This is a genomic window from Pantoea graminicola (genome assembly GCF_048452665.1).
Lineage (GTDB): Bacteria > Pseudomonadota > Gammaproteobacteria > Enterobacterales > Enterobacteriaceae > Pantoea.
The window spans coordinates 413,546-432,584 of record NZ_JBLWSJ010000002.1 but is presented as its reverse complement, the minus strand read 5'-3'; the positions used below and the strand labels follow the sequence as shown (position 1 = coordinate 432,584).

At 57.0% G+C, this 19,039-nt stretch carries 15 protein-coding genes; 10 read left to right on the top strand and 5 right to left on the bottom strand.

All coding sequences use genetic code 11. The features are described 5' to 3' along the window. The first annotated feature begins 11 nt into the window (after positions 1 to 11). The 7 genes from nuoI to ACNY69_RS05930 all read left to right on the top strand — a co-directional run bounded on the left by nuoI (position 12) and on the right by ACNY69_RS05930 (position 7,024). The gene (nuoI, locus tag ACNY69_RS05960) at positions 12 to 554 is read left to right on the top strand and encodes an NADH-quinone oxidoreductase subunit NuoI (protein WP_111140108.1); all 543 of its coding nucleotides are present in this window, start codon (positions 12 to 14) and stop codon (positions 552 to 554) included. Between the two features lie 10 nt (positions 555 to 564). Beyond that, positions 565 to 1,116 carry an NADH-quinone oxidoreductase subunit J gene (gene nuoJ / locus ACNY69_RS05955; RefSeq protein ID WP_111140107.1) on the top strand — a complete coding sequence of 184 codons (552 nt, stop codon included), beginning with the start codon at positions 565 to 567 and terminating at the stop codon, positions 1,114 to 1,116. Further along, entirely contained in the window at positions 1,113 to 1,415 is a 303-nt protein-coding gene (gene nuoK / locus ACNY69_RS05950; RefSeq protein ID WP_003854236.1) for an NADH-quinone oxidoreductase subunit NuoK, read from the top strand. The genes nuoJ and nuoK overlap by 4 nt, the downstream gene beginning before the upstream one ends. Further along, on the top strand, positions 1,412 to 3,247 hold the full coding sequence (gene nuoL / locus ACNY69_RS05945; protein WP_111140106.1) for an NADH-quinone oxidoreductase subunit L: 1,836 nt from the start codon (positions 1,412 to 1,414) through the stop codon (positions 3,245 to 3,247). The genes nuoK and nuoL overlap by 4 nt, the downstream gene beginning before the upstream one ends. Positions 3,248 to 3,452: 205 nt before the next feature. Then, positions 3,453 to 4,973 carry an NADH-quinone oxidoreductase subunit M gene (gene nuoM, locus ACNY69_RS05940; protein ID WP_128084683.1) on the top strand — a complete coding sequence of 507 codons (1,521 nt, stop codon included), beginning with the start codon at positions 3,453 to 3,455 and terminating at the stop codon, positions 4,971 to 4,973. A 6-nt stretch (positions 4,974 to 4,979) separates the two neighbouring features. Continuing rightward, on the top strand, positions 4,980 to 6,437 hold the full coding sequence (gene nuoN / locus ACNY69_RS05935; protein ID WP_111140104.1) for an NADH-quinone oxidoreductase subunit NuoN: 1,458 nt from the start codon (positions 4,980 to 4,982) through the stop codon (positions 6,435 to 6,437). 128 nt (positions 6,438 to 6,565) lie between these two features. After that, entirely contained in the window at positions 6,566 to 7,024 is a 459-nt protein-coding gene (locus ACNY69_RS05930; RefSeq protein WP_293771983.1) for a GNAT family N-acetyltransferase, read from the top strand. Between the two features lie 40 nt (positions 7,025 to 7,064). On the opposite strand, the gene ACNY69_RS05925 is transcribed toward ACNY69_RS05930, so the two are convergent. Then, positions 7,065 to 8,723: a glucan biosynthesis protein D gene (locus ACNY69_RS05925; protein ID WP_111140102.1), complete on the bottom strand. Its 1,659-nt coding sequence runs from the start codon at positions 8,721 to 8,723 to the stop codon at positions 7,065 to 7,067. 335 nt (positions 8,724 to 9,058) lie between these two features. On the opposite strand from ACNY69_RS05925, the gene elaB reads away from it, so the two are divergent. Beyond that, on the top strand, positions 9,059 to 9,370 hold the full coding sequence (elaB, locus tag ACNY69_RS05920) for a stress response protein ElaB (protein ID WP_111140114.1): 312 nt from the start codon (positions 9,059 to 9,061) through the stop codon (positions 9,368 to 9,370). 201 nt (positions 9,371 to 9,571) lie between these two features. Further along, complete coding sequence (locus tag ACNY69_RS05915) at positions 9,572 to 10,768, top strand: nicotinamide mononucleotide deamidase-related protein YfaY (RefSeq protein WP_418797574.1); 1,197 nt, start codon at positions 9,572 to 9,574, stop codon at positions 10,766 to 10,768. Positions 10,769 to 10,867: 99 nt separating this feature from the next. Here ACNY69_RS05915 and yfaE read toward each other — a convergent pair whose 3' ends face one another. The 4 genes from yfaE to ubiG form a co-directional block, all read right to left on the bottom strand. After that, complete coding sequence (gene yfaE / locus ACNY69_RS05910) at positions 10,868 to 11,128, bottom strand: class I ribonucleotide reductase maintenance protein YfaE (protein WP_111140100.1); 261 nt, start codon at positions 11,126 to 11,128, stop codon at positions 10,868 to 10,870. Between the two features lie 2 nt (positions 11,129 to 11,130). Next, complete coding sequence (nrdB, locus tag ACNY69_RS05905) at positions 11,131 to 12,261, bottom strand: class Ia ribonucleoside-diphosphate reductase subunit beta (protein ID WP_111140099.1); 1,131 nt, start codon at positions 12,259 to 12,261, stop codon at positions 11,131 to 11,133. Positions 12,262 to 12,336: 75 nt separating this feature from the next. Continuing rightward, entirely contained in the window at positions 12,337 to 14,622 is a 2,286-nt protein-coding gene (gene nrdA, locus ACNY69_RS05900; protein ID WP_111140098.1) for a class 1a ribonucleoside-diphosphate reductase subunit alpha, read from the bottom strand. Positions 14,623 to 15,114: 492 nt separating this feature from the next. Then, entirely contained in the window at positions 15,115 to 15,840 is a 726-nt protein-coding gene (gene ubiG / locus ACNY69_RS05895; protein WP_111140097.1) for a bifunctional 2-polyprenyl-6-hydroxyphenol methylase/3-demethylubiquinol 3-O-methyltransferase UbiG, read from the bottom strand. A gap of 177 nt (positions 15,841 to 16,017) precedes the next feature. Between ubiG and gyrA the strand changes: the two genes are divergently transcribed. After that, positions 16,018 to 18,690 carry a DNA topoisomerase (ATP-hydrolyzing) subunit A gene (gyrA, locus tag ACNY69_RS05890; RefSeq protein ID WP_111140096.1) on the top strand — a complete coding sequence of 891 codons (2,673 nt, stop codon included), beginning with the start codon at positions 16,018 to 16,020 and terminating at the stop codon, positions 18,688 to 18,690. Positions 18,691 to 19,039: the final 349 nt, after the last annotated feature.

Below are 19,039 nucleotides of genomic sequence, written 5' to 3'. Positions count from 1 at the left end.
GGGGTTAACAAATGACTTTGAAAGATATTGTCGTAGGCTTTGGCACGACAGTTCGCAGTATCTGGCTGATCGGCCTGCACGCCTTCGCCAAACGTGAAACTCAGATGTACCCGGAAGAGCCGGTTTATCTGCCGCCACGTTACCGTGGTCGTATCGTGTTAACCCGCGACCCGGATGGCGCCGAGCGTTGCGTCGCCTGTAACCTCTGTGCGGTGGCCTGTCCGGTCGGCTGTATTTCGCTGCAAAAAGCAGAAACCAAAGATGGCCGCTGGTATCCGGAGTTTTTCCGCATCAACTTCTCACGCTGCATCTTCTGCGGCATGTGTGAAGAGGCCTGTCCGACCACGGCGATTCAGCTGACCCCCGATTTCGAACTGGGTGAGTTCAAGCGTCAGGATCTGGTGTACGAAAAGGACGATCTGCTGATTTCGGGACCGGGTAAATATCCGGAGTACAACTTCTACCGCATGGCGGGTATGGCGATTGACGGCAAAGATAAGGGCGACGCGGAAAACGAAGCGAAGCCTGTCGACGTCAAAGGCTTATTACCTTAAGGAGCAAGGCATGGAATTTGCGTTTTATCTTTGCGGACTGGTAGCGGTGCTGACGACGTTGCGCGTCATTACCCATACTAATCCGGTACATGCGTTGCTGTACCTGATCGTGTCGCTGTTATCGATCGCCGGTGTCTTCTTCTCAATGGGTGCCTACTTTGCCGGTGCGCTGGAGATCATCGTTTACGCCGGGGCCATTATGGTGCTGTTCGTCTTCGTGGTCATGATGCTGAACCTGGGCAAACAGACTGAGAAGCAGGAGCGTGAATGGCTCAGCCCGTCACTGTGGATTGGACCGGGTCTGGCTTCGATGCTGCTGCTGGTGGTGATGGTCTATGCCATTCTGACGGCAAATGATCAGGGCATCGATGGCACCGTCATCGACGCGAAAGCGGTCGGCATCAGCCTGTTTGGTCCTTATGTCCTGGCCGTTGAGCTGGCTTCCATGCTGCTGCTGGCGGGGCTGGTCGTGGCGTTCCACATTGGTCGTGAAGAGCGTCAGGGTGAAGTTCTGAGCAACCGTCCTGCTGACGCCGCCCAGGTGAAAAAGGAGAGCGCATGATCCCGTTACAACATGGATTGATTCTTGCCGCCGTGCTGTTTGTCCTCGGACTGACATCACTGGTGATACGCCGCAATCTGCTGTTTATGCTGATCGGCCTTGAAATCATGATCAACGCCGCCGCTTTAGCTCTGGTGGTTGCCGGAAGCTACTGGGGTCAGGCCGATGGACAGGTGATGTATATCCTGGCGATCAGCCTGGCGGCAGCGGAAGCCAGTATCGGTCTGGCACTGCTGCTTCAGCTCTATCGTCGTCGTCAGACGCTGAACATTGATACTGTGAGCGAGATGCGCGGATGAATCTTCTCTATTTAACTGTCTTGTTTCCGCTAATCGGCTTTCTGCTGTTAGCGTTTTCGCGCGGTCGCTGGTCTGAGAACCTGTCGGCCACGGTAGGTATGGGATCGGTGGGTCTGGCGGCCCTGACTACGGCGATGATCGGTTTCGACTTCTTCGCTAACGGTCAGCAGGCTTACACCCAGTCACTCTGGACCTGGATGCATGTCGGCAACTTTGACATGAAAGTTAACCTGACGCTGGATGGCCTGTCGCTGACCATGCTGTCGGTCGTGACCGGCGTCGGCTTCTTCATTCATATGTTCGCCTCCTGGTACATGCGTGGAGAGGAGGGCTATTCCCGCTTCTTCGCCTATACCAACCTGTTTATCGCCAGCATGGTGGTTCTGGTGCTGGCCGATAACCTGATGCTGATGTATCTGGGCTGGGAAGGGGTAGGGCTCTGCTCCTATCTGCTGATCGGCTTCTACTACAGCAACCCGGAAAATGGCAAAGCGGCGATGAAAGCGTTCATCATCACCCGCGTCGGCGACGTCTTCCTGGCTTTCGGCCTGTTCATCCTCTACAACGAGCTGGGCACGCTGAACTTCCGTGAGATGATGGAACTGGCACCGGCACATTTCGCTGCTGACAACCATATGCTGCAGTGGGCAACGCTGATGCTGCTGGGTGGCGCGGTCGGTAAATCGGCGCAGCTGCCGTTACAGACCTGGCTGGCGGATGCGATGGCCGGTCCGACCCCGGTTTCGGCTCTGATCCACGCCGCGACCATGGTGACGGCGGGGGTTTATCTGATCGCCCGCAGCCACGGTCTGTTCCTGCTGACGCCGGAAGTGCTGCATCTGGTGGGCATTGTCGGCGCGATTACGCTGGTGCTGGCAGGTTTTGCGGCGCTGGTGCAGACCGACATCAAACGCGTTCTTGCGTACTCCACCATGAGTCAGATTGGCTACATGTTCCTGGCGCTGGGTGTTCAGGCATGGGATGCGGCGATTTTCCATCTGATGACGCACGCTTTCTTCAAAGCGCTGCTGTTCCTCTCGTCGGGCTCCGTCATTCTGGCCTGCCATCACGAGCAGAACATTTTCAAAATGGGTGGCCTGCGCAAGAGCATTCCGCTGGTCTACACCTGCTTCCTGGTCGGTGGTGCGGCGCTGGCGGCACTGCCGCTGGTGACGGCGGGCTTCTACAGTAAAGATGAGATTCTGTTTGGCGCACTGGCTAACGGTCACATCAATCTGATGGTGGCGGGTCTGGTCGGGGCGTTCCTCACCTCCATCTACACCTTCCGCATGATCTTTATCGTGTTCCACGGTGAAGAGAAAATCCACGCGCACGCCGGCAAGGGTATTACTCATCACCTGCCGCTGATCGTGCTGCTGCTGCTCTCCACCTTCATTGGTGCGCTGATCACGCCACCGCTGGCGGGCGTTCTGCCAGCCAATGAATCTGGTGAAGCGGGCAAAGTGGGACTGGAAATCACCTCTGGCGTTGTCGCAATCGTCGGCATTCTGATCGCGGCTGCGCTGTGGCTGGGCAAACGTGAACTGGTTACCCGTATCGCAAACAGCGCACCGGGCCGTTTCTTCGGCACCTGGTGGTTTGCGGCCTGGGGCTTCGACTGGCTCTACGACAAAGTGTTCGTCAAACCTTATCTGGGCATTGCGTGGCTGCTGAAGCGCGACCCACTGAATGGCGTGATGAACCTGCCTGCACTGCTGTCACGTGTAGCTAACAAAGGCCTCGTCGTCAGTGAAAACGGCTACCTGCGCTGGTACGTGGCGTCAATGAGCGTCGGTGCCGTGCTGGTGCTGGCTCTGCTGCTGGTGATTTAAAGATTGATGAGCGGGGTGAGTTCGCTCACCCCAATGAAGAATGTCAAAATAACCTGAGTAATGAGCGTTATCGACGCAGCCCGTTTCATCATCGCCAGCGCACAGCGACCGGAGCATACTAAGGTATGTGAGGGTTGCCAGCACTGCCGGGGGTGAAAATGGCGAGTAGGGTAGCTCAGAAAAGGAAATATAAGGGAAGTGTGCCGTGTTATTACCTTGGCTAATTATCATACCCTTCGTCGGCGGTCTGATCTGCTGGCTCACTGAGCGCCTCGGCGCGAAGGTGCCACGCTGGATCGCGCTGATTACCATGGGGCTGACGTTGGCGCTTTCGCTGCAACTCTGGTTGCAGGGAGGCTATTCACTGACGCAGGCAGCGGGCATTCCGCAGTGGCAGTCAAGTTTCTCCGTTCCCTGGATCCCACGCTTCGGCATCAGCTTCCATTTAGCCATTGATGGGCTGTCGCTGCTGATGGTGGTGCTGACCGGCCTGCTGGGTCTGATGGCGGTGCTCTGCTCCTGGAATGAGATCTCAAAGTATCAGGGCTTTTTCCACCTGAACCTGATGTGGATCCTGGGCGGCGTGATCGGTGTGTTCCTCTCCATCGACCTGTTCCTGTTCTTCTTCTTCTGGGAAATGATGCTGGTGCCGATGTACTTCCTCATCGCGCTCTGGGGTCATAAAGCGTCAGACGGTAAAACCCGTATCTCCGCGGCGACCAAATTCTTCATCTATACCCAGGCGTCGGGTCTGGTGATGCTGATTGCGATTCTGGGACTGGTGTTTGTTCACTACAACGCGACCGGCGTCTGGACATTCAGCTATGAGCAGCTGCTGCAGACCCCGATGTCGAGTGGCGTGGAATACCTGCTGATGCTGGGCTTCTTTATCGCCTTCGCCGTGAAGATGCCGGTGGTGCCTTTGCACGGCTGGCTGCCGGACGCGCACAGTCAGGCACCGACCGCGGGCTCCGTCGACCTGGCCGGTATTCTGCTGAAAACCGCAGCGTACGGTTTGCTGCGCTTCAGCCTGCCGCTGTTCCCGAACGCCTCCGCCGAGTTTGCGCCGATTGCCAACTGGTTGGGCATCATCGGTATCTTCTACGGCGCCTGGATGGCTTTCTCGCAGACCGATATCAAACGCCTGATCGCCTACACCTCGATTTCGCACATGGGCTTTGTGCTGATTGCCATCTACACCGGCAGCCAGCTGGCGCTGCAGGGTGCGGTGATTCAGATGATTGCGCACGGCCTCTCCGCCGCCGCACTCTTCATCCTGTGTGGTCAGCTTTATGAGCGTCTGCATACCCGCGATATGCGTCAGATGGGTGGACTCTGGTCGCGCATCAAGTGGATCCCGGGTCTGTCGCTGTTCTTCGCGGTCGCCAACCTCGGGATGCCGGGTACCGGTAACTTCGTCGGCGAGTTTATGATCCTGACAGGCAGTTTCCAGGTGGTGCCGACGATTATCGTCATCGCGACCTTTGGTCTGGTGTTCGCCTCCGTTTACTCGCTGGTGATGATGCAGCGCGCTTACTACGGCGAAGCGAAATCGAAAGACCCGCTGCCAGGCATGTCCCCGCGTGAGTTTATGACCATCGGTGTTCTGGTGGTGCTGCTGGTGCTGCTGGGCGTCTATCCACAGCCGATTCTGGATACTTCGCACGCTGCCATGAGCAATATTCAGCAGTGGTTTACCGCTTCAATTTCAACTACAAGGCCGTAATTCGCCATGACAATAACTCCTCAACAATTGATTGCGTTGCTGCCGCTGTTAATCGTCGGATTGACGGTGGTGGTTGTGATGCTCTCCATTGCCTGGCGACGCAACCACTTCGTTAACGCCACGCTAACGGTGGCTGGCCTGAACCTGGCGCTGCTCTCGCTCTACTTTGTCGGGCAGGTCGGCGCGATGGATGTGACGCCGCTGCTGCGTATCGACGGCTATGCGATGTTCTATACCGCGCTGGTGATGCTGGCCAGTCTGGCGACCTGTACCTTTGCCTATCCGTGGCTGGCAGGTTATCCCGATAACAAAGATGAGTTCTATCTGCTGGTCCTGATTGCGGCCCTGGGCGGCATCGTGCTGGCCAGCGCTAACCATCTGGCCTCGCTGTTCATCGGGATTGAGCTGCTGTCACTGCCGCTGTTTGGTCTGATTGGCTACGCATTCCGCCAGAAACGTTCGCTGGAAGCGGCGCTGAAATATACCATTCTGTCGGCGGCGGCCTCCTCATTCCTGCTGTTTGGCATCGCGCTGATCTACGCGGACTCCGGCAACCTGAGCTTTGTGGCGCTGGGCAAAAGTCTGACTGACAGCATGATCCATGAACCGCTGCTGCTGGTAGGGCTGGGCATGATGATCATCGGTCTGGGCTTTAAGCTTTCGCTGGTGCCGTTCCATCTCTGGACGCCGGATGTCTATCAGGGTGCGCCTGCGCCGGTCTCCACCTTCCTGGCCACCGCCAGTAAGATTGCGATCTTCGGTGTCATCATGCGCCTGTTCATGTATGCGCCGGTGACCGACAGCGAAGCCGTTCGCACCGTGCTGGCAGTGATCGCCTTCGTATCGATTCTGTTCGGTAACCTGATGGCGATTTCGCAGAGCAACATCAAGCGTCTGCTGGGGTACTCCTCGATTGCGCACCTCGGCTATCTCCTGGTGGCGCTGATCGCGGTAAAAGATCATCAGCTGTCGCTGGAAACCTCCGGCGTCTATCTGGCAGGTTACCTCTTCAGCAGCCTGGGCGCCTTTGGCGTGGTGAGCCTGATGTCCAGCCCGTATCGTGGCCCGGATGCCGACTCGCTCTATTCCTATCGTGGTCTGTTCTGGCATCGTCCAATCCTCTCTGCGGTCATGACCGTGATGATGCTGTCGCTGGCCGGGATCCCAATGACGCTGGGCTTTATCGGTAAGTTCTACGTCATCGCATCAGGCGTCAGTGCCCACCTCTGGTGGCTGACCGGTGCCGTGGTGGCGGGCAGTGCGATTGGTCTCTACTACTATCTGCGCGTGACCGTGAGTCTCTACCTCAGCCCGCCGGAACTGCATACCCGTGACACTCCGGCGAACTGGGCGTTTACGGCCGGTGGTGTGGTGGTGCTGATCTCCGCCATTCTGGTGCTGCTGTTAGGGGTGTACCCGCAGCCGCTCATCAGACTGGTGCAGCTGGCCCAGCCACTGATGTAAACCGCACTCTGCGACGAATTAATCAGGCCTTCGGGCCTGATTTTTTTTATCTGCAGTTCGGGGCACCGGCAGGTGCGGGGGATGGCGCGCTCAGGTAATGTATCCCTTTCATTCAGCAGGGAGAGACCATGGACATTGAGTGGCAGGACAGACATCACAGTGAACTCACGCCGCATGAACTCTATGCGCTGCTGGCGTTGCGCAGCGCCGTGTTCGTGGTGGAGCAGCAGTGCGCCTATCTGGACGTGGATGGTAACGATCTGCGGGCAGACAACCGCCATCTGCTGGGCATGGCCGGGGGACAACTGGTGGCCTATGCGCGACTCCTCTCCCCGGAGGATAAGAGCAGTCCGGTGAAGATCGGACGCGTCATCGTTTCGGGTCGGGTGCGGGGTGCACGGCTGGGCAACCGTCTGATGGAGCAGGCCATCGCCCGCTGTCAGCAGCACTGGCCGGGGCGAGACCTGTTTCTCTCCGCGCAGGCTCATCTGGAAAACTTCTACCAGCAGCACGGCTTTATCGCGGTGGGGGAGACCTATCCGGAGGATGGTATTCCGCACGTTGATATGCGAAAGCGCGCGCCATAAGACATAAGAAAAGGCGAGACCGGAGTCTCGCCTTTTTTCATCAACCCACCGTCATCTGACGGTCGTCGACATATTTCCGCTGATCCGGCGCAGGCGGGTGGTACTGATAGAGCCAGGTTTCGCTCAGCGTCTCCTCTTTGCTGCGCAGGAACAGGCGCATCTCCACCGGCTGCGTGGAGTCGCTGTTCGGATACCAGTCAAACAGGATGCGATAGCCTTTCAGCGGATCGACATAGAGGATCTCAACCTGCTTCACGCTGCCGGATGAGACGGTGATCACCGGCTCAATGCCTTTGGGGGCCGCGGCCTGCAGGTCACCACCAATAAAGTCGATAGCGAAGCGGCGGCACCAGGTTTCCGGGAAGTGTTCGCCAGGCGCCCAGCCTTCCGGAAAGCCACCGATACCGGTACGGGTGGCGTCAACGCGCGCCAGACCGCTGCGCACCGGCGGCAGACCGCTCCAGTAGAGTTTATAGGCGAAGCTCAGCTCGCTGCCCGCTTTGACCGGCTCAGATGGCTGCCAGAAGCAGACGATATTATCCAGGGTTTCACCGGTGGTCGGGATCTCCATCAGGTTGATCGCGCCTTTGCCCCATTTGCCGACCGGCTCCACCCACAGGCTTGGCCGTTTGTCATACCAGCCAATCACATCCTGATAATCTTTGAAGTCGTGATTGAGCTGCAGCAGGCCAAAGCCACGCGGATTCTCATCTTCGTAGGCGTTGAACTGCAGACGCTGCGGATTGTTGAGCGGACGGGCAATCCATTCACCTTTCCCGGTCCACATCGCCAGGCGATCGGAGTCGTGGATCTGCGGATGATAGGTGTTGCACATGCGGCGCTCGTTGGTGCCGCAACTGAACATACTGGTCATCGGCGAGATACCAATCTGACGGATCTCTTTACGGGCGAACAGGTGGTTCTCCACTTCCATCACCACGCGCTTCTCTTCGCAGTGGATAATAAACTTGTAGGCGCCGGTGAGGCTGGCACCATCCAGCAGGGCGTAACAGGTAAAGGTGGTGTCCTCCGCTTTTGGCGTTTCAAACCAGAAGGCGGTGAAATCCGGGAACTCTTCCTGTCCATTGCTGAAGGTGTTGATGGCGACGCCGCGTGCGGAGAGGCCATACTGGAAGGTTTCGTCAACCGCGCGGAAGTAGCTGGCACCGAGGAAAGAGACGATATCGCGACGAGCCAGTTCTGGTTTTTTAAAGGCGCGGAAACCAGCGAAGCCGAGATCAGTCTTGCCCTCCAGCTGCTTTGTGTCGACACCGGCATTGTTGTAGTTGAACAGCTCCGGGCGGAAGTGAATTTCGCGCGCCTCACGGCTCTCGCCATCCACAGAGAACATACGGATGCGCCGCTTAAAACCCATGCCTACATGGAAGAACTGCACATCCAGCTGACGGTCCGGCAGATTGTTCCACAGCGAGTGATTCGCATCATACTGAATTTCGTTGTACGCCTGCGGCGTCAGCGTGGCCAGGGTCTCCGGCAGTGCGCCAGGCGCGCCGCCCCAGGGCTTTTTCGCCAGTGCCGCCGCGTTTTTCTTCAGTACGTCGAAATCGAAGCGCACGGCATTCCCGTCAGCAATGCCATCTTCTGCCCATGCGGATTGCGCAAACAGCGTGGAGAGGCCGGTCATGCCGCTGACGGCCGAGAAGGCCATTGACGCTTTCATAAACATTCTTCGATTCATGCCAGAAATCATTCCTTAGCTGTTCGAGGGTGTCGTGACTGTCGTGCAGAATGCACTTTCATGGCCCGATAATCACAGGCAACAGAGGGTTACGACAGCAGGGTTACTGGAAAATTCAGTCACGTTAAAATTTATCAGATTAATCAAAGAAGCGAAGCGAAATTCAGGGGCGGCGGCCGGGTCTTACACTTCTTTGCGCAGCGAAGCGGCAGGCCGCCGGGATCGTCCGCTTTTAGCAGATGAAAAATCAGGGGATTCCTGGCGCAGGAAATCAGCAGTTCGCCAGATTGTGACTATAGTTAATGAACTGCTTTGCAATTCACACGGAGGAAACGATGGTAAATCAGACAAATCAATTCGAAACGGGCCTCGATGACGATATTGCGTTACTGACTGAAACGCTGGAAGAAGTGCTTAAATCATCAGGCGATCCGGCCGATCAGAAGTACATTGAGCTTAAAAGCAAAGCCGAACAGGCGCTGAACGACGTGAAATCCCGCGTCAGCCAGGCGTCCGACAGCTACTACTATCGCGCGAAACAGGCCGCATACCGGGCTGACGACTATGTGCACGAGAAACCGTGGCAGGGTGTCGGTATCGGCGCAACGGCTGGCCTGGTTCTGGGTCTGCTGCTGGCGAGTCGCTAATCGCGACCGGCTGACACCATGAACGTGAATAAATAAACGGCGGGGCGATCCCGCCGTTTTTGTTTTCCACTCCTGCGCCATTCCCCGGTTTTATACGCTACGTGCTGCTCCGGACGTCACAGCCATATTCGCTGACGCGGCCAATTGTGTTTCTCTGGCGGACTTCCTACAGTTAAGCAAACGTGAAAAGGAGAACCCGACGTGATTAGAGTAGAGATGCTGTCAACCGGGGATGAGGTGCTGCACGGCCAAATCGTCGATACCAACGCCGCCTGGCTGGCGGATGTGCTGTTTCAGCAGGGGCTGCCCATGACCAGCCGCACCACGGTAGGCGATTCACTGGAATCGCTGATTGCCACGCTGCAGTCACGCAGCCGCGAGGCCGACGTGCTGATTGTGAATGGCGGGCTGGGACCGACCAGCGACGATCTCAGTGCGCTGGCCGCCGCCAGAGCCTGTGGCGTGGCGCTGGAGATGCAGCACGAATGGCTGGCACAGATGGAAGCCTGGTTCGCCAGCCGGGGGCGCGTCATGGCTGCCAGCAATCGCAAGCAGGCTGAGATCCCGGCTGGCGCGGAATTGATCGATAATCCAGTTGGCACCGCCTGCGGTTTTGCTTTGCAACTTAATCGCTGCTGGATCTTCTTTACGCCCGGCGTGCCGTCGGAATTTAAAGTGATGGTGGAGCAGCAGATCATCCCGCGACTGAAAGCGAAATTCTCGCCGCCTGAGCCACCGATCTGCCTGCGGCTCACCACCTTTGGTCGCGGTGAAAGCGACATCGCCGCGGAGCTGGAGCCGCTGTCGCTGCCGGAAGGGGTGGTGATGGGTTATCGCTCCTCTATGCCGATCATCGAGATCAAGCTCACCGGCCCGGCGAGCCAGCGGGTGGCAATGGAGCAGGTGTGGCAGCAGGTTCGTCTGCAACTGGCAGAGTGCACGATTTTCGAAGGTACGGAAGGGTTACCGGCGCTGCTGGCCCGCGAGCTGGTGCAACGGGGGGAGCTGCTCGCGGTCAGCGAGCAATACACCGCCGGGCTGCTCTGCTGGCAGCTGGCGTCGGCCAGCGTACCGCTGCGCGGTGGAGATATTCTGCCGCCGCAGACGGAGACGCTGGAGCAGCAGGTCGCCCGCACCCGCCAGCTTGCAGCGCAGCAGCAGGCGAGCCTCGCGCTTTCGGTGGGCAGTCTGGATCAGGAGGCGATTTCAATCGCGCTGCACACGCCGGACGGCAGCGTGGGTCAGCGTGTGAAGTTCAGCACCGGTCGCCATAATCTGGAGACGCGGCAGAAGGTGGTGGCAATGATGGCGATGAACATGCTGCGCCGCTGGCTTCACGGCAGTGAGGTTAGCACGGGTCACGGCTGGATTGAGGTAGTGGAAACGGTCCGGCAGTAACATCTGCACATTAAAACGGGCGCCTGAGGCGCCCGTTCTGATTCTGACCTTTGCCTGCGCTGGCGCGACTTCACGCAGCGCGAGATCTCCTGGCCAGCCTTATAACTCAAGCTCAATCTCGCCTTTGGCTTTGCAGCAGCAGGGCAGGATCTCATCCTGCTGCACAAAAGCCAGTGGCTGCTGCGGGTAGTGTACTTCGCCTTTCAGCAGCCGCATCCGGCAGGAGCCGCAGTAGCCTTCGCGGCACTGAAACTCCACACAGAAGTTATTCGCCTCCAGCAGCGTCAGCAGGCTGGTGTGCTCGTCCGTGCATTCCAGCCGGGTGCCGGAACTGCGCAGAATAACAACGTCGCGGCTCATAATCAGAGCTGGAAGTCGTCGAAGTCGTTAGCGCCCACTTCAGAATCGATCTGACCCACCAGATAGGAGCTCACTTCCACTTCCTGTGGCGCGACCTGCACGTTGTCAGAGACCAGCCAGGAGTTGATCCACGGAATCGGGTTTGAGCGGGTCTGGAACGGCAGATCCAGGCCCACTGCCTGCATACGGATGTTGGTGATGTACTCGATGTACTGGCAGAGGATATCTTTGTTCAGGCCGATCATCGAACCGCCACTGAACAGATAGTCCGCCCACTCTTTCTCCTGCAGTGCGGCTTTCTTAAACAGCTCGAAGCACTCTTCGCGGCACTCTGCGGCAATCTCTTTCATCTCGGGATCGTCTTCGCCGCTGCGCAGCAGGTTCAGCATGTGCTGCGTGCCGGTCAGGTGCAGGGCTTCATCGCGGGCGATCAGTTTGATGATTTTGGCATTGCCTTCCATCAGCTCACGCTCAGCGAAAGCGAACGAACAGGCGAAGCTGACATAGAAACGGATCGCTTCCAGCGCATTGACGCTCATCAGGCAGATATAGAGCTGCTTCTTCAGGGCGCGCAGGCTGACGACGACCTGTTTGCCGTTAACCTGATGTGTGCCTTCGCCCAGCTGATGCCAGTAGTTGGTCATCTCAATCAGATCGTCGTAATAGCGCGAGATATCCTGCGCACGCGCCAGGATCTGCTCGTTGGTGACGATATCGTCGAACACCAGCGCCGGATCGTTGACGATGTTACGGATGATGTGGGTGTAAGAACGGGAGTGGATCGTCTCGGAGAACGCCCAGGTTTCAACCCAGGTTTCCAGTTCAGGAATTGAGATCAGCGGCAGCAGTGCCACGTTCGGGCTGCGGCCCTGAATCGAATCCAGCAGCGTCTGGTACTTCAGGTTGCTGATGAAAATATGTTTTTCATGCTCAGGCAGTGCCTGGTAGTCGATGCGGTCGCGCGAAACGTCCACTTCTTCCGGGCGCCAGAAGAAGGAGAGCTGCTTTTCAATCAGCTTTTCAAAGATGTCATATTTTTGCTGATCGAAGCGCGCCACGTTTACCGACTGACCGAAAAACATCGGCTCTTTCAGCTGATCATTTTTGTTCTGTGAGAAAGTGGAGTAAGCCATAAATGTTGTCCAAAAAAGTAGACGAAGCCAGGCCTCGTGAAATGAATGAGGCGGGAGGGATCTCCCGCCTGACCATTAGATCTTACAGGCGCCGCTCTCGCAGCCATCATCCTGGATAGAAGGTGCCAGGTCATCCTGCGCATCTTCTGCACCGTCACGGGTGTTCTGATAGTAGAGCGTTTTCACGCCGAACTTATACGCGGTCAGCAGATCTTTCAGCAGCTGCTTCATCGGCACCTTGCCGTTGGCAAAGCGTGACGGATCGTAGTTGGTGTTGGAGGAGATCGCCTGGTCGATGAATTTCTGCATCAGACCCACCAGCTGCAGGTAGCCGTCGTTGTTTGGCATTTCCCACAGCAGCTCATACTGATCTTTCAGACGGTCATACTCCGGCACCACCTGGCGCAGGATGCCATCTTTGGAAGCCTTGATGCTGATGTGGCCGCGTGGCGGCTCAATGCCGTTGGTGGCATTGGAGATCTGCGATGAGGTCTCAGATGGCATCAGTGCCGACAGCGTGGAGTTGCGCAGGCCGTGCGTTTTGATCGCTTCACGCAGCGCTTCCCAGTCGAGATGCAGCGGTTCATTGCTGATCGCATCCAGGTCTTTCTTATAGGTGTCGATCGGCAGAATGCCCTGCGCATAGGTGGTTTCATTGAACCACGGGCAGGCACCTTGCTCTTTCGCCAGTTCGTTTGAGGCTTTCAGCAGGTAGTACTGAATGGCTTCAAAGGTTTTGTGCGTCAGGCCATTTGCACTGCCGTCGGAGTAGCGCACACCATGTTTCGCCAGGTAGTAGGCGTAGTTGATGACGCCGATACCCAGAGTACGACGACCCATTGCACCACGCTGTGCAGCCGGAATCGGGTAGTCCTGATAATCGAGCAGGGCATCGAGGGCGCGGACGGCCAGGGTCGCCAGCTCTTCCAGGTCATCGAGGCTTTCGATCGCACCGAGGTTGAAGGCGGAAAGCGTACAGAGGGCGATCTCACCATTTTCGTCGTTAACGTCTTCCAGCGGTTTGGTCGGCAGGGCGATTTCCAGGCAGAGGTTAGACTGGCGAACCGGCGCGATGCTCGGATCAAACGGGCTGTGCGTGTTGCAGTGGTCAACGTTCTGGATGTAGATACGGCCGGTTGAGGCGCGTTCCTGCATCATCAGCGAGAAGAGATCGACCGCTTTCACGCGCTGTTTGCGGATGCTCTCATCCTGCTCATATTTGGTGTAAAGGCGCTCAAATTCATCCTGATCAGCGAAGAAGGCGTCATACAGGCCAGGCACGTCAGACGGGCTGAACAGCGTGATATCTTCGCCTTTCAGCAGGCGCTGATACATCATCTTGTTGAGCTGGACGCCGTAGTCCATGTGACGCACGCGGTTGCCTTCAACACCACGGTTGTTTTTCAGCACCAGCAGGCTTTCGATTTCCAGATGCCACATCGGGTAGAACAGCGTAGCGGCACCGCCACGCACGCCGCCCTGAGAACAGGACTTCACTGCGGTCTGGAAATGTTTGTAGAACGGGATACAGCCGGTGTGGAACGCTTCACCGCCGCGAATCGGGCTGCCCAGCGCACGGATACGGCCCGCGTTGATGCCGATACCGGCACGCTGAGAAACATATTTCACGATGGCGCTGGAGGTGGCGTTAATGGAGTCGAGGCTGTCGCCGCACTCGATCAGCACGCAGGAGCTGAACTGACGCGTTGGGGTACGCACGCCGGACATGATCGGGGTCGGCAGCGAGATTTTAAACGTCGAGATCGCATCATAGAAACGCTTGATGTAATCCATACGTGTGTCGCGCGGATAGCCGGAGAAGAGGCAGGCCGCGACCAGAATGTAGAGGAACTGCGCGCTCTCGTAGATTTCACCGGAGACGCGGTTCTGTACCAGATATTTGCCTTCCAGCTGCTTCACGGCGGCATAGGAGAAGTTCATGTCGCGCCAGTGGTCGAGGAACTCGTCCATCTGTGCAAACTCTTCCTTGCTGTAATCTTCCAGCAGGTGGCGATCGTATTTGCCCAGATCAACCATTTTAACCACCTGGTCGTAGAGCTTCGGCGGCTCAAACTGACCGTACGCTTTTTTGCGCAGGTGGAAGATAGCCAGGCGGGCGGCCAGGTACTGATAGTCAGGGGCATCGCGAGAGATAAGGTCTGCTGCGGCCTTGATGATGGTCTCATGAATGTCAGAGGTTCTGATGCCATCATAGAACTGAATGTGAGAGCGCAGTTCCACCTGTGAGACAGAGACGTTGTTCAGCCCTTCGGCAGCCCAGTCCAGCACACGGTGAATTTTGTCGAGGTCAATGCGCTCCTGGCGGCCATCGCGTTTAGTAACGAGCAGACTCTGGTTCATGTCGCGTTTTTACCTTTGCGTGAGTATCCAAAAATTAAAAGAAATCCCGGTTTATACACAGCCTATTCATTGTGAATAATATGTGGATAAACACTACATCTAGGGGGTGATGGGAAAAGCTACAACTACATGGAGGCATATTTTAGTATTTTGCGGCGGGTTAACAAGAGCAAAAAATGATGGCGGGAGGGGTTGTAATTCTGTCGAAAATTCTCAGGCCACGCCTTGTAAGGGCTGCCATCGTGTCAACCAGATCACACTTTTTTTTCTAACTTTGATCGGGCGCGTATTTCTTATTCAATCCTCCCGATTCTTCGCCAGCGGGGAGGAAAAATAGTCAAAAGCCGCTAGCAGGGTCATCGGCAGCCTGAAATCCGGCGGTCGCAAACGTGGCCTGAGCGCCGTAACCTGCTGGTAAGGCTCAGAATAGCGCGGGATGAAAAGCGGGCGGGGAGATGATGAGGCCCGCCCGGATTCGGGCGGGCGGCTCGCTTACACGGCGCGGTGGGTGTGGACCATGTAATTGACGTCGGTCCCAGGTGCCAGTTTGAAACGGTTGGTCACCGGGTTGTAGTGCAGGCCAATGATGTGGCGTTCGCGCAGAGCGGTTTCATCGACCCAGCCCAGCAGCTCAGAAGGGCGGATAAACTTTTTCACGTCATGCGTTCCGCGCGGCACCATGCGCAGCACATATTCTGCGCCAAACACCGCCAGCAGCCAGGCTTTTGGATTGCGGTTCAGCGTAGAGAAAAAGACGTCGCCGCCCGGTTTGACCAGCTTTGCACAGGCGTGAACCACCGAGCGCGGGTCCGGGACGTGCTCCAGCATCTCCATGCAGGTCACCACATCATATTTCCCGGCATGCTCTTCCGCGTGCGCTTCCACGGTCTGCTGCACGTAGTCCAGCGTGACGCCGCTCTCCTGCGCATGCAGGCGCGCCACGGCCAGCGGTTCCGCGCCCATGTCCAGGCCGGTGACGATCGCGCCTTCACGCGCCATGCTTTCGGCTAAAATGCCGCCGCCGCAGCCGACGTCGAGCACGGTTTTACCAAACAGGCCGTTGCTGTGCTCGGCGATATAGCCTAGGCGCAGGGGGTTAATACGGTGCAACGGTTTAAATTCACCCTCCAGATCCCACCAGCGCGAGGCAACGGCCTCAAACTTGGCAATTTCCTGCGCATCGACGTTCTGCTGATGATTCTGCGGTTGTGCATTCATTGAATCGTAACTCCTGACAAAATGTGCCCACAGTATAAACGCTTAACCGCAGATGGCACACCTTTCAGGCGGAAGGAAAAGCGGGCGATATCGGTGGTTAACGTTCACCAGAGGATTGCAGTGTGATATACTTTCGCACCTTTAAAATCCGGGATTAAGTAGAGGGATAGCGGCTCCATGAGCGACCTTGCGAGAGAAATTACACCGGTCAACATCGAAGAAGAATTAAAAAATTCTTACCTCGGTTACGCCATGTCGGTCATCGTTGGCCGAGCTTTACCCGATGTGCGTGATGGCCTGAAGCCGGTTCATCGTCGTGTACTTTATGCGATGAGCGTACTGGGTAACGACTGGAACAAACCCTATAAAAAATCTGCCCGCGTTGTCGGTGACGTTATCGGTAAATATCACCCGCATGGTGATTCCGCCGTTTACGACACTATCGTACGTATGGCCCAGCCTTTCTCCCTGCGTTACATGCTGGTGGACGGACAAGGCAACTTCGGTTCCATCGACGGCGACTCCGCCGCGGCGATGCGTTATACCGAAATTCGCATGTCGAAAATCGCCCACGACCTGTTAGCTGACCTGGAAAAAGAGACCGTCGATTTCGTGCCGAACTACGACGGCACTGAGCAGATCCCTGAGGTTCTGCCGACCAAAATCCCGAACCTGCTGGTGAACGGCTCTTCCGGTATCGCCGTAGGTATGGCAACCAATATCCCGCCGCACAACCTGCGCGAAGTGATTAACGGCTGCCTGGCTTACATTGAAGATGAGAATATCAGCGTTGAAGCGCTGATGGAGCACATTCCGGGGCCTGATTTCCCGACCGCCGCCATCATCAATGGACGCCGTGGCATCGAAGAGGCGTACCGCACCGGACGCGGTAAAATCTATATTCGTGCGCGTGGCGAAGTCGAGGCCGATGCGAAAACCGGCCGCGAAACCATCATCATTCATGAGCTGCCCTATCAGGTGAACAAAGCCCGCCTGATCGAGAAGATTGCGGAGCTGGTGAAAGAGAAGCGTGTCGAAGGCATCAGCGCACTGCGTGATGAGTCTGACAAAGACGGCATGCGCATCGTGATTGAGATTAAGCGTGATGCGGTCGGCGAAGTGGTGCTGAATAATCTCTACTCGCTGACGCAGCTGCAGACGTCGTTTGGCATCAACATGGTTGCCCTGCATCAGGGTCAGCCAAAGATTATGGCGCTGAAGGAGATTCTGGACGCCTTCGTTCGTCATCGTCGTGAAGTGGTGACGCGTCGTACCATTTATGAACTGCGCAAAGCCCGTGACCGTGCCCATATCCTGGAAGGTCTGGCGATTGCGCTGGCGAATATCGATCCGATCATCGAGCTGATTCGTCGTGCGCCAACGCCGGCAGAAGCGAAAGCGGGTCTGATCGCACAGGCGTGGGATCTCGGTAATGTGTCCGCGATGCTGGAGCGTGCAGGCGATGACGCTGCGCGTCCGGAGTGGCTTGATGCGCAGTTTGGTATCCGCGACGGTCGCTACTATCTGACCGAGCAGCAGGCTCAGGCGATTCTGGATCTGCGTCTGCAGAAACTGACCGGCCTTGAGCATGAGAAGCTGCTGGACGAGTACAAGGCGCTGCTGGAGCAGATTGCCGAGCTGCTGCACATTCTGTCGAGCGCCGAGCGTCTGATGGAAGTGATCCGCGAAGAGCTGGAGCTGATGCGCGACCAGTTTGGCGACGATCGTCGTACCGAGATCACCGCGAACTCTGCCGATATCAATATCGAAGACCTGATCAATCAGGAAGACGTTGTGGTGACGCTGTCGCATCAGGGCTACGTGAAGTATCAGCCGCTGAGCGACTATGAAGCACAGCGTCGTGGTGGTAAAGGCAAGTCGGCCGCACGTATCAAAGAAGAGGATTTCATTGATCGTCTGCTGGTGGCCAATACCCACGATACGATCCTCTGCTTCTCAAGCCGGGGCCGTCTCTACTGGATGAAGGTGTATCAGCTGCCGGAAGCCAGCCGTGGCGCGCGCGGACGTCCAATCGTCAACCTGCTGCCGCTGGAAGCCAACGAGCGTATTACGGCGATTCTGCCGGTACGCGAGTATACCGAAGGCTTCAATATCTTTATGGCGACCGCGCTGGGAACCGTGAAGAAGACTGCGCTGAAAGAGTTCAGCCGTCCACGCAGTGCGGGCATTATTGCCGTGAATCTGCGTGACGACGATGAGCTGATCGGCGTGTCGCTGACCAATGGTAACGATGAAGCGATGCTGTTCTCCGCAGCCGGTAAAGTGGTGCGCTTTGCAGAAACCGCTGTCCGTGCGATGGGGCGTACCGCCTCGGGCGTACGCGGCATCAAGCTGGCGGAAGGCGATCGCGTCGTGTCGCTGATTGTGCCGCGTGAAGAGGGTGCCATCATGACCGTGACGCAGAATGGTTACGGTAAGCGTACGGCCAACAGCGAATATCCGACCAAGTCGCGTGCGACGCAGGGTGTGATTTCCATCAAAGTGACCGAGCGTAACGGTCCGGTGATTGGCGCGGTTCAGGTTGTCGATAGCGATCAGATTATGATGATCACCGATGCCGGTACGCTGGTACGTACCCGCGTGTCAGAAGTGAGCGTCGTGGGTCGTAATACCCAGGGTGTGATTCTGATTCGTACCGCAGAGGATGAGAATGTCGTGGGTCTGCAGCGTGTTGCTGAGCCGGTTGAAGAAGAAGAGCTGGATTCCATCGACGGCAGCGTAGCGGAAGGCGAAGATGATATTGCGCCGGAAGCAGAGATCGATGATGAAGAGATTGCACCGGAAGAGGATGCTGACGGTGAAGACGACGCGGCGGAAGACGAAGAGTAATTTGTCTGGAATAAGCTAAGGTCGTTGCAGAAACGGCAGGTCAGGGGAAACCCGGCCTGCCGTTTTTTTTGGCTGTCGGTAGAGGAGGGGTAAATCGCTTTGAGCCGGGCGCTGCCGAAAGACCCGCTATGCCCGATTGCCAGGGAGGCCCGCATCCCTGCGGATCGGCCACGCCCTCCCTGGCGTGGACGCTTTGCTCCTGAGGCATGGCGGCTCTTGCCCGTTTAAAGGTGGAGTTGCTTAAGATTATTGTGAACAGGTGTTGGTTTATGGAGCAGAAGCGACCCTCTGGGGCAGGCGTTAACGATGTTGTTACGCTGTCCTAAAAGCGTCTCAAATCCCGCGCTAA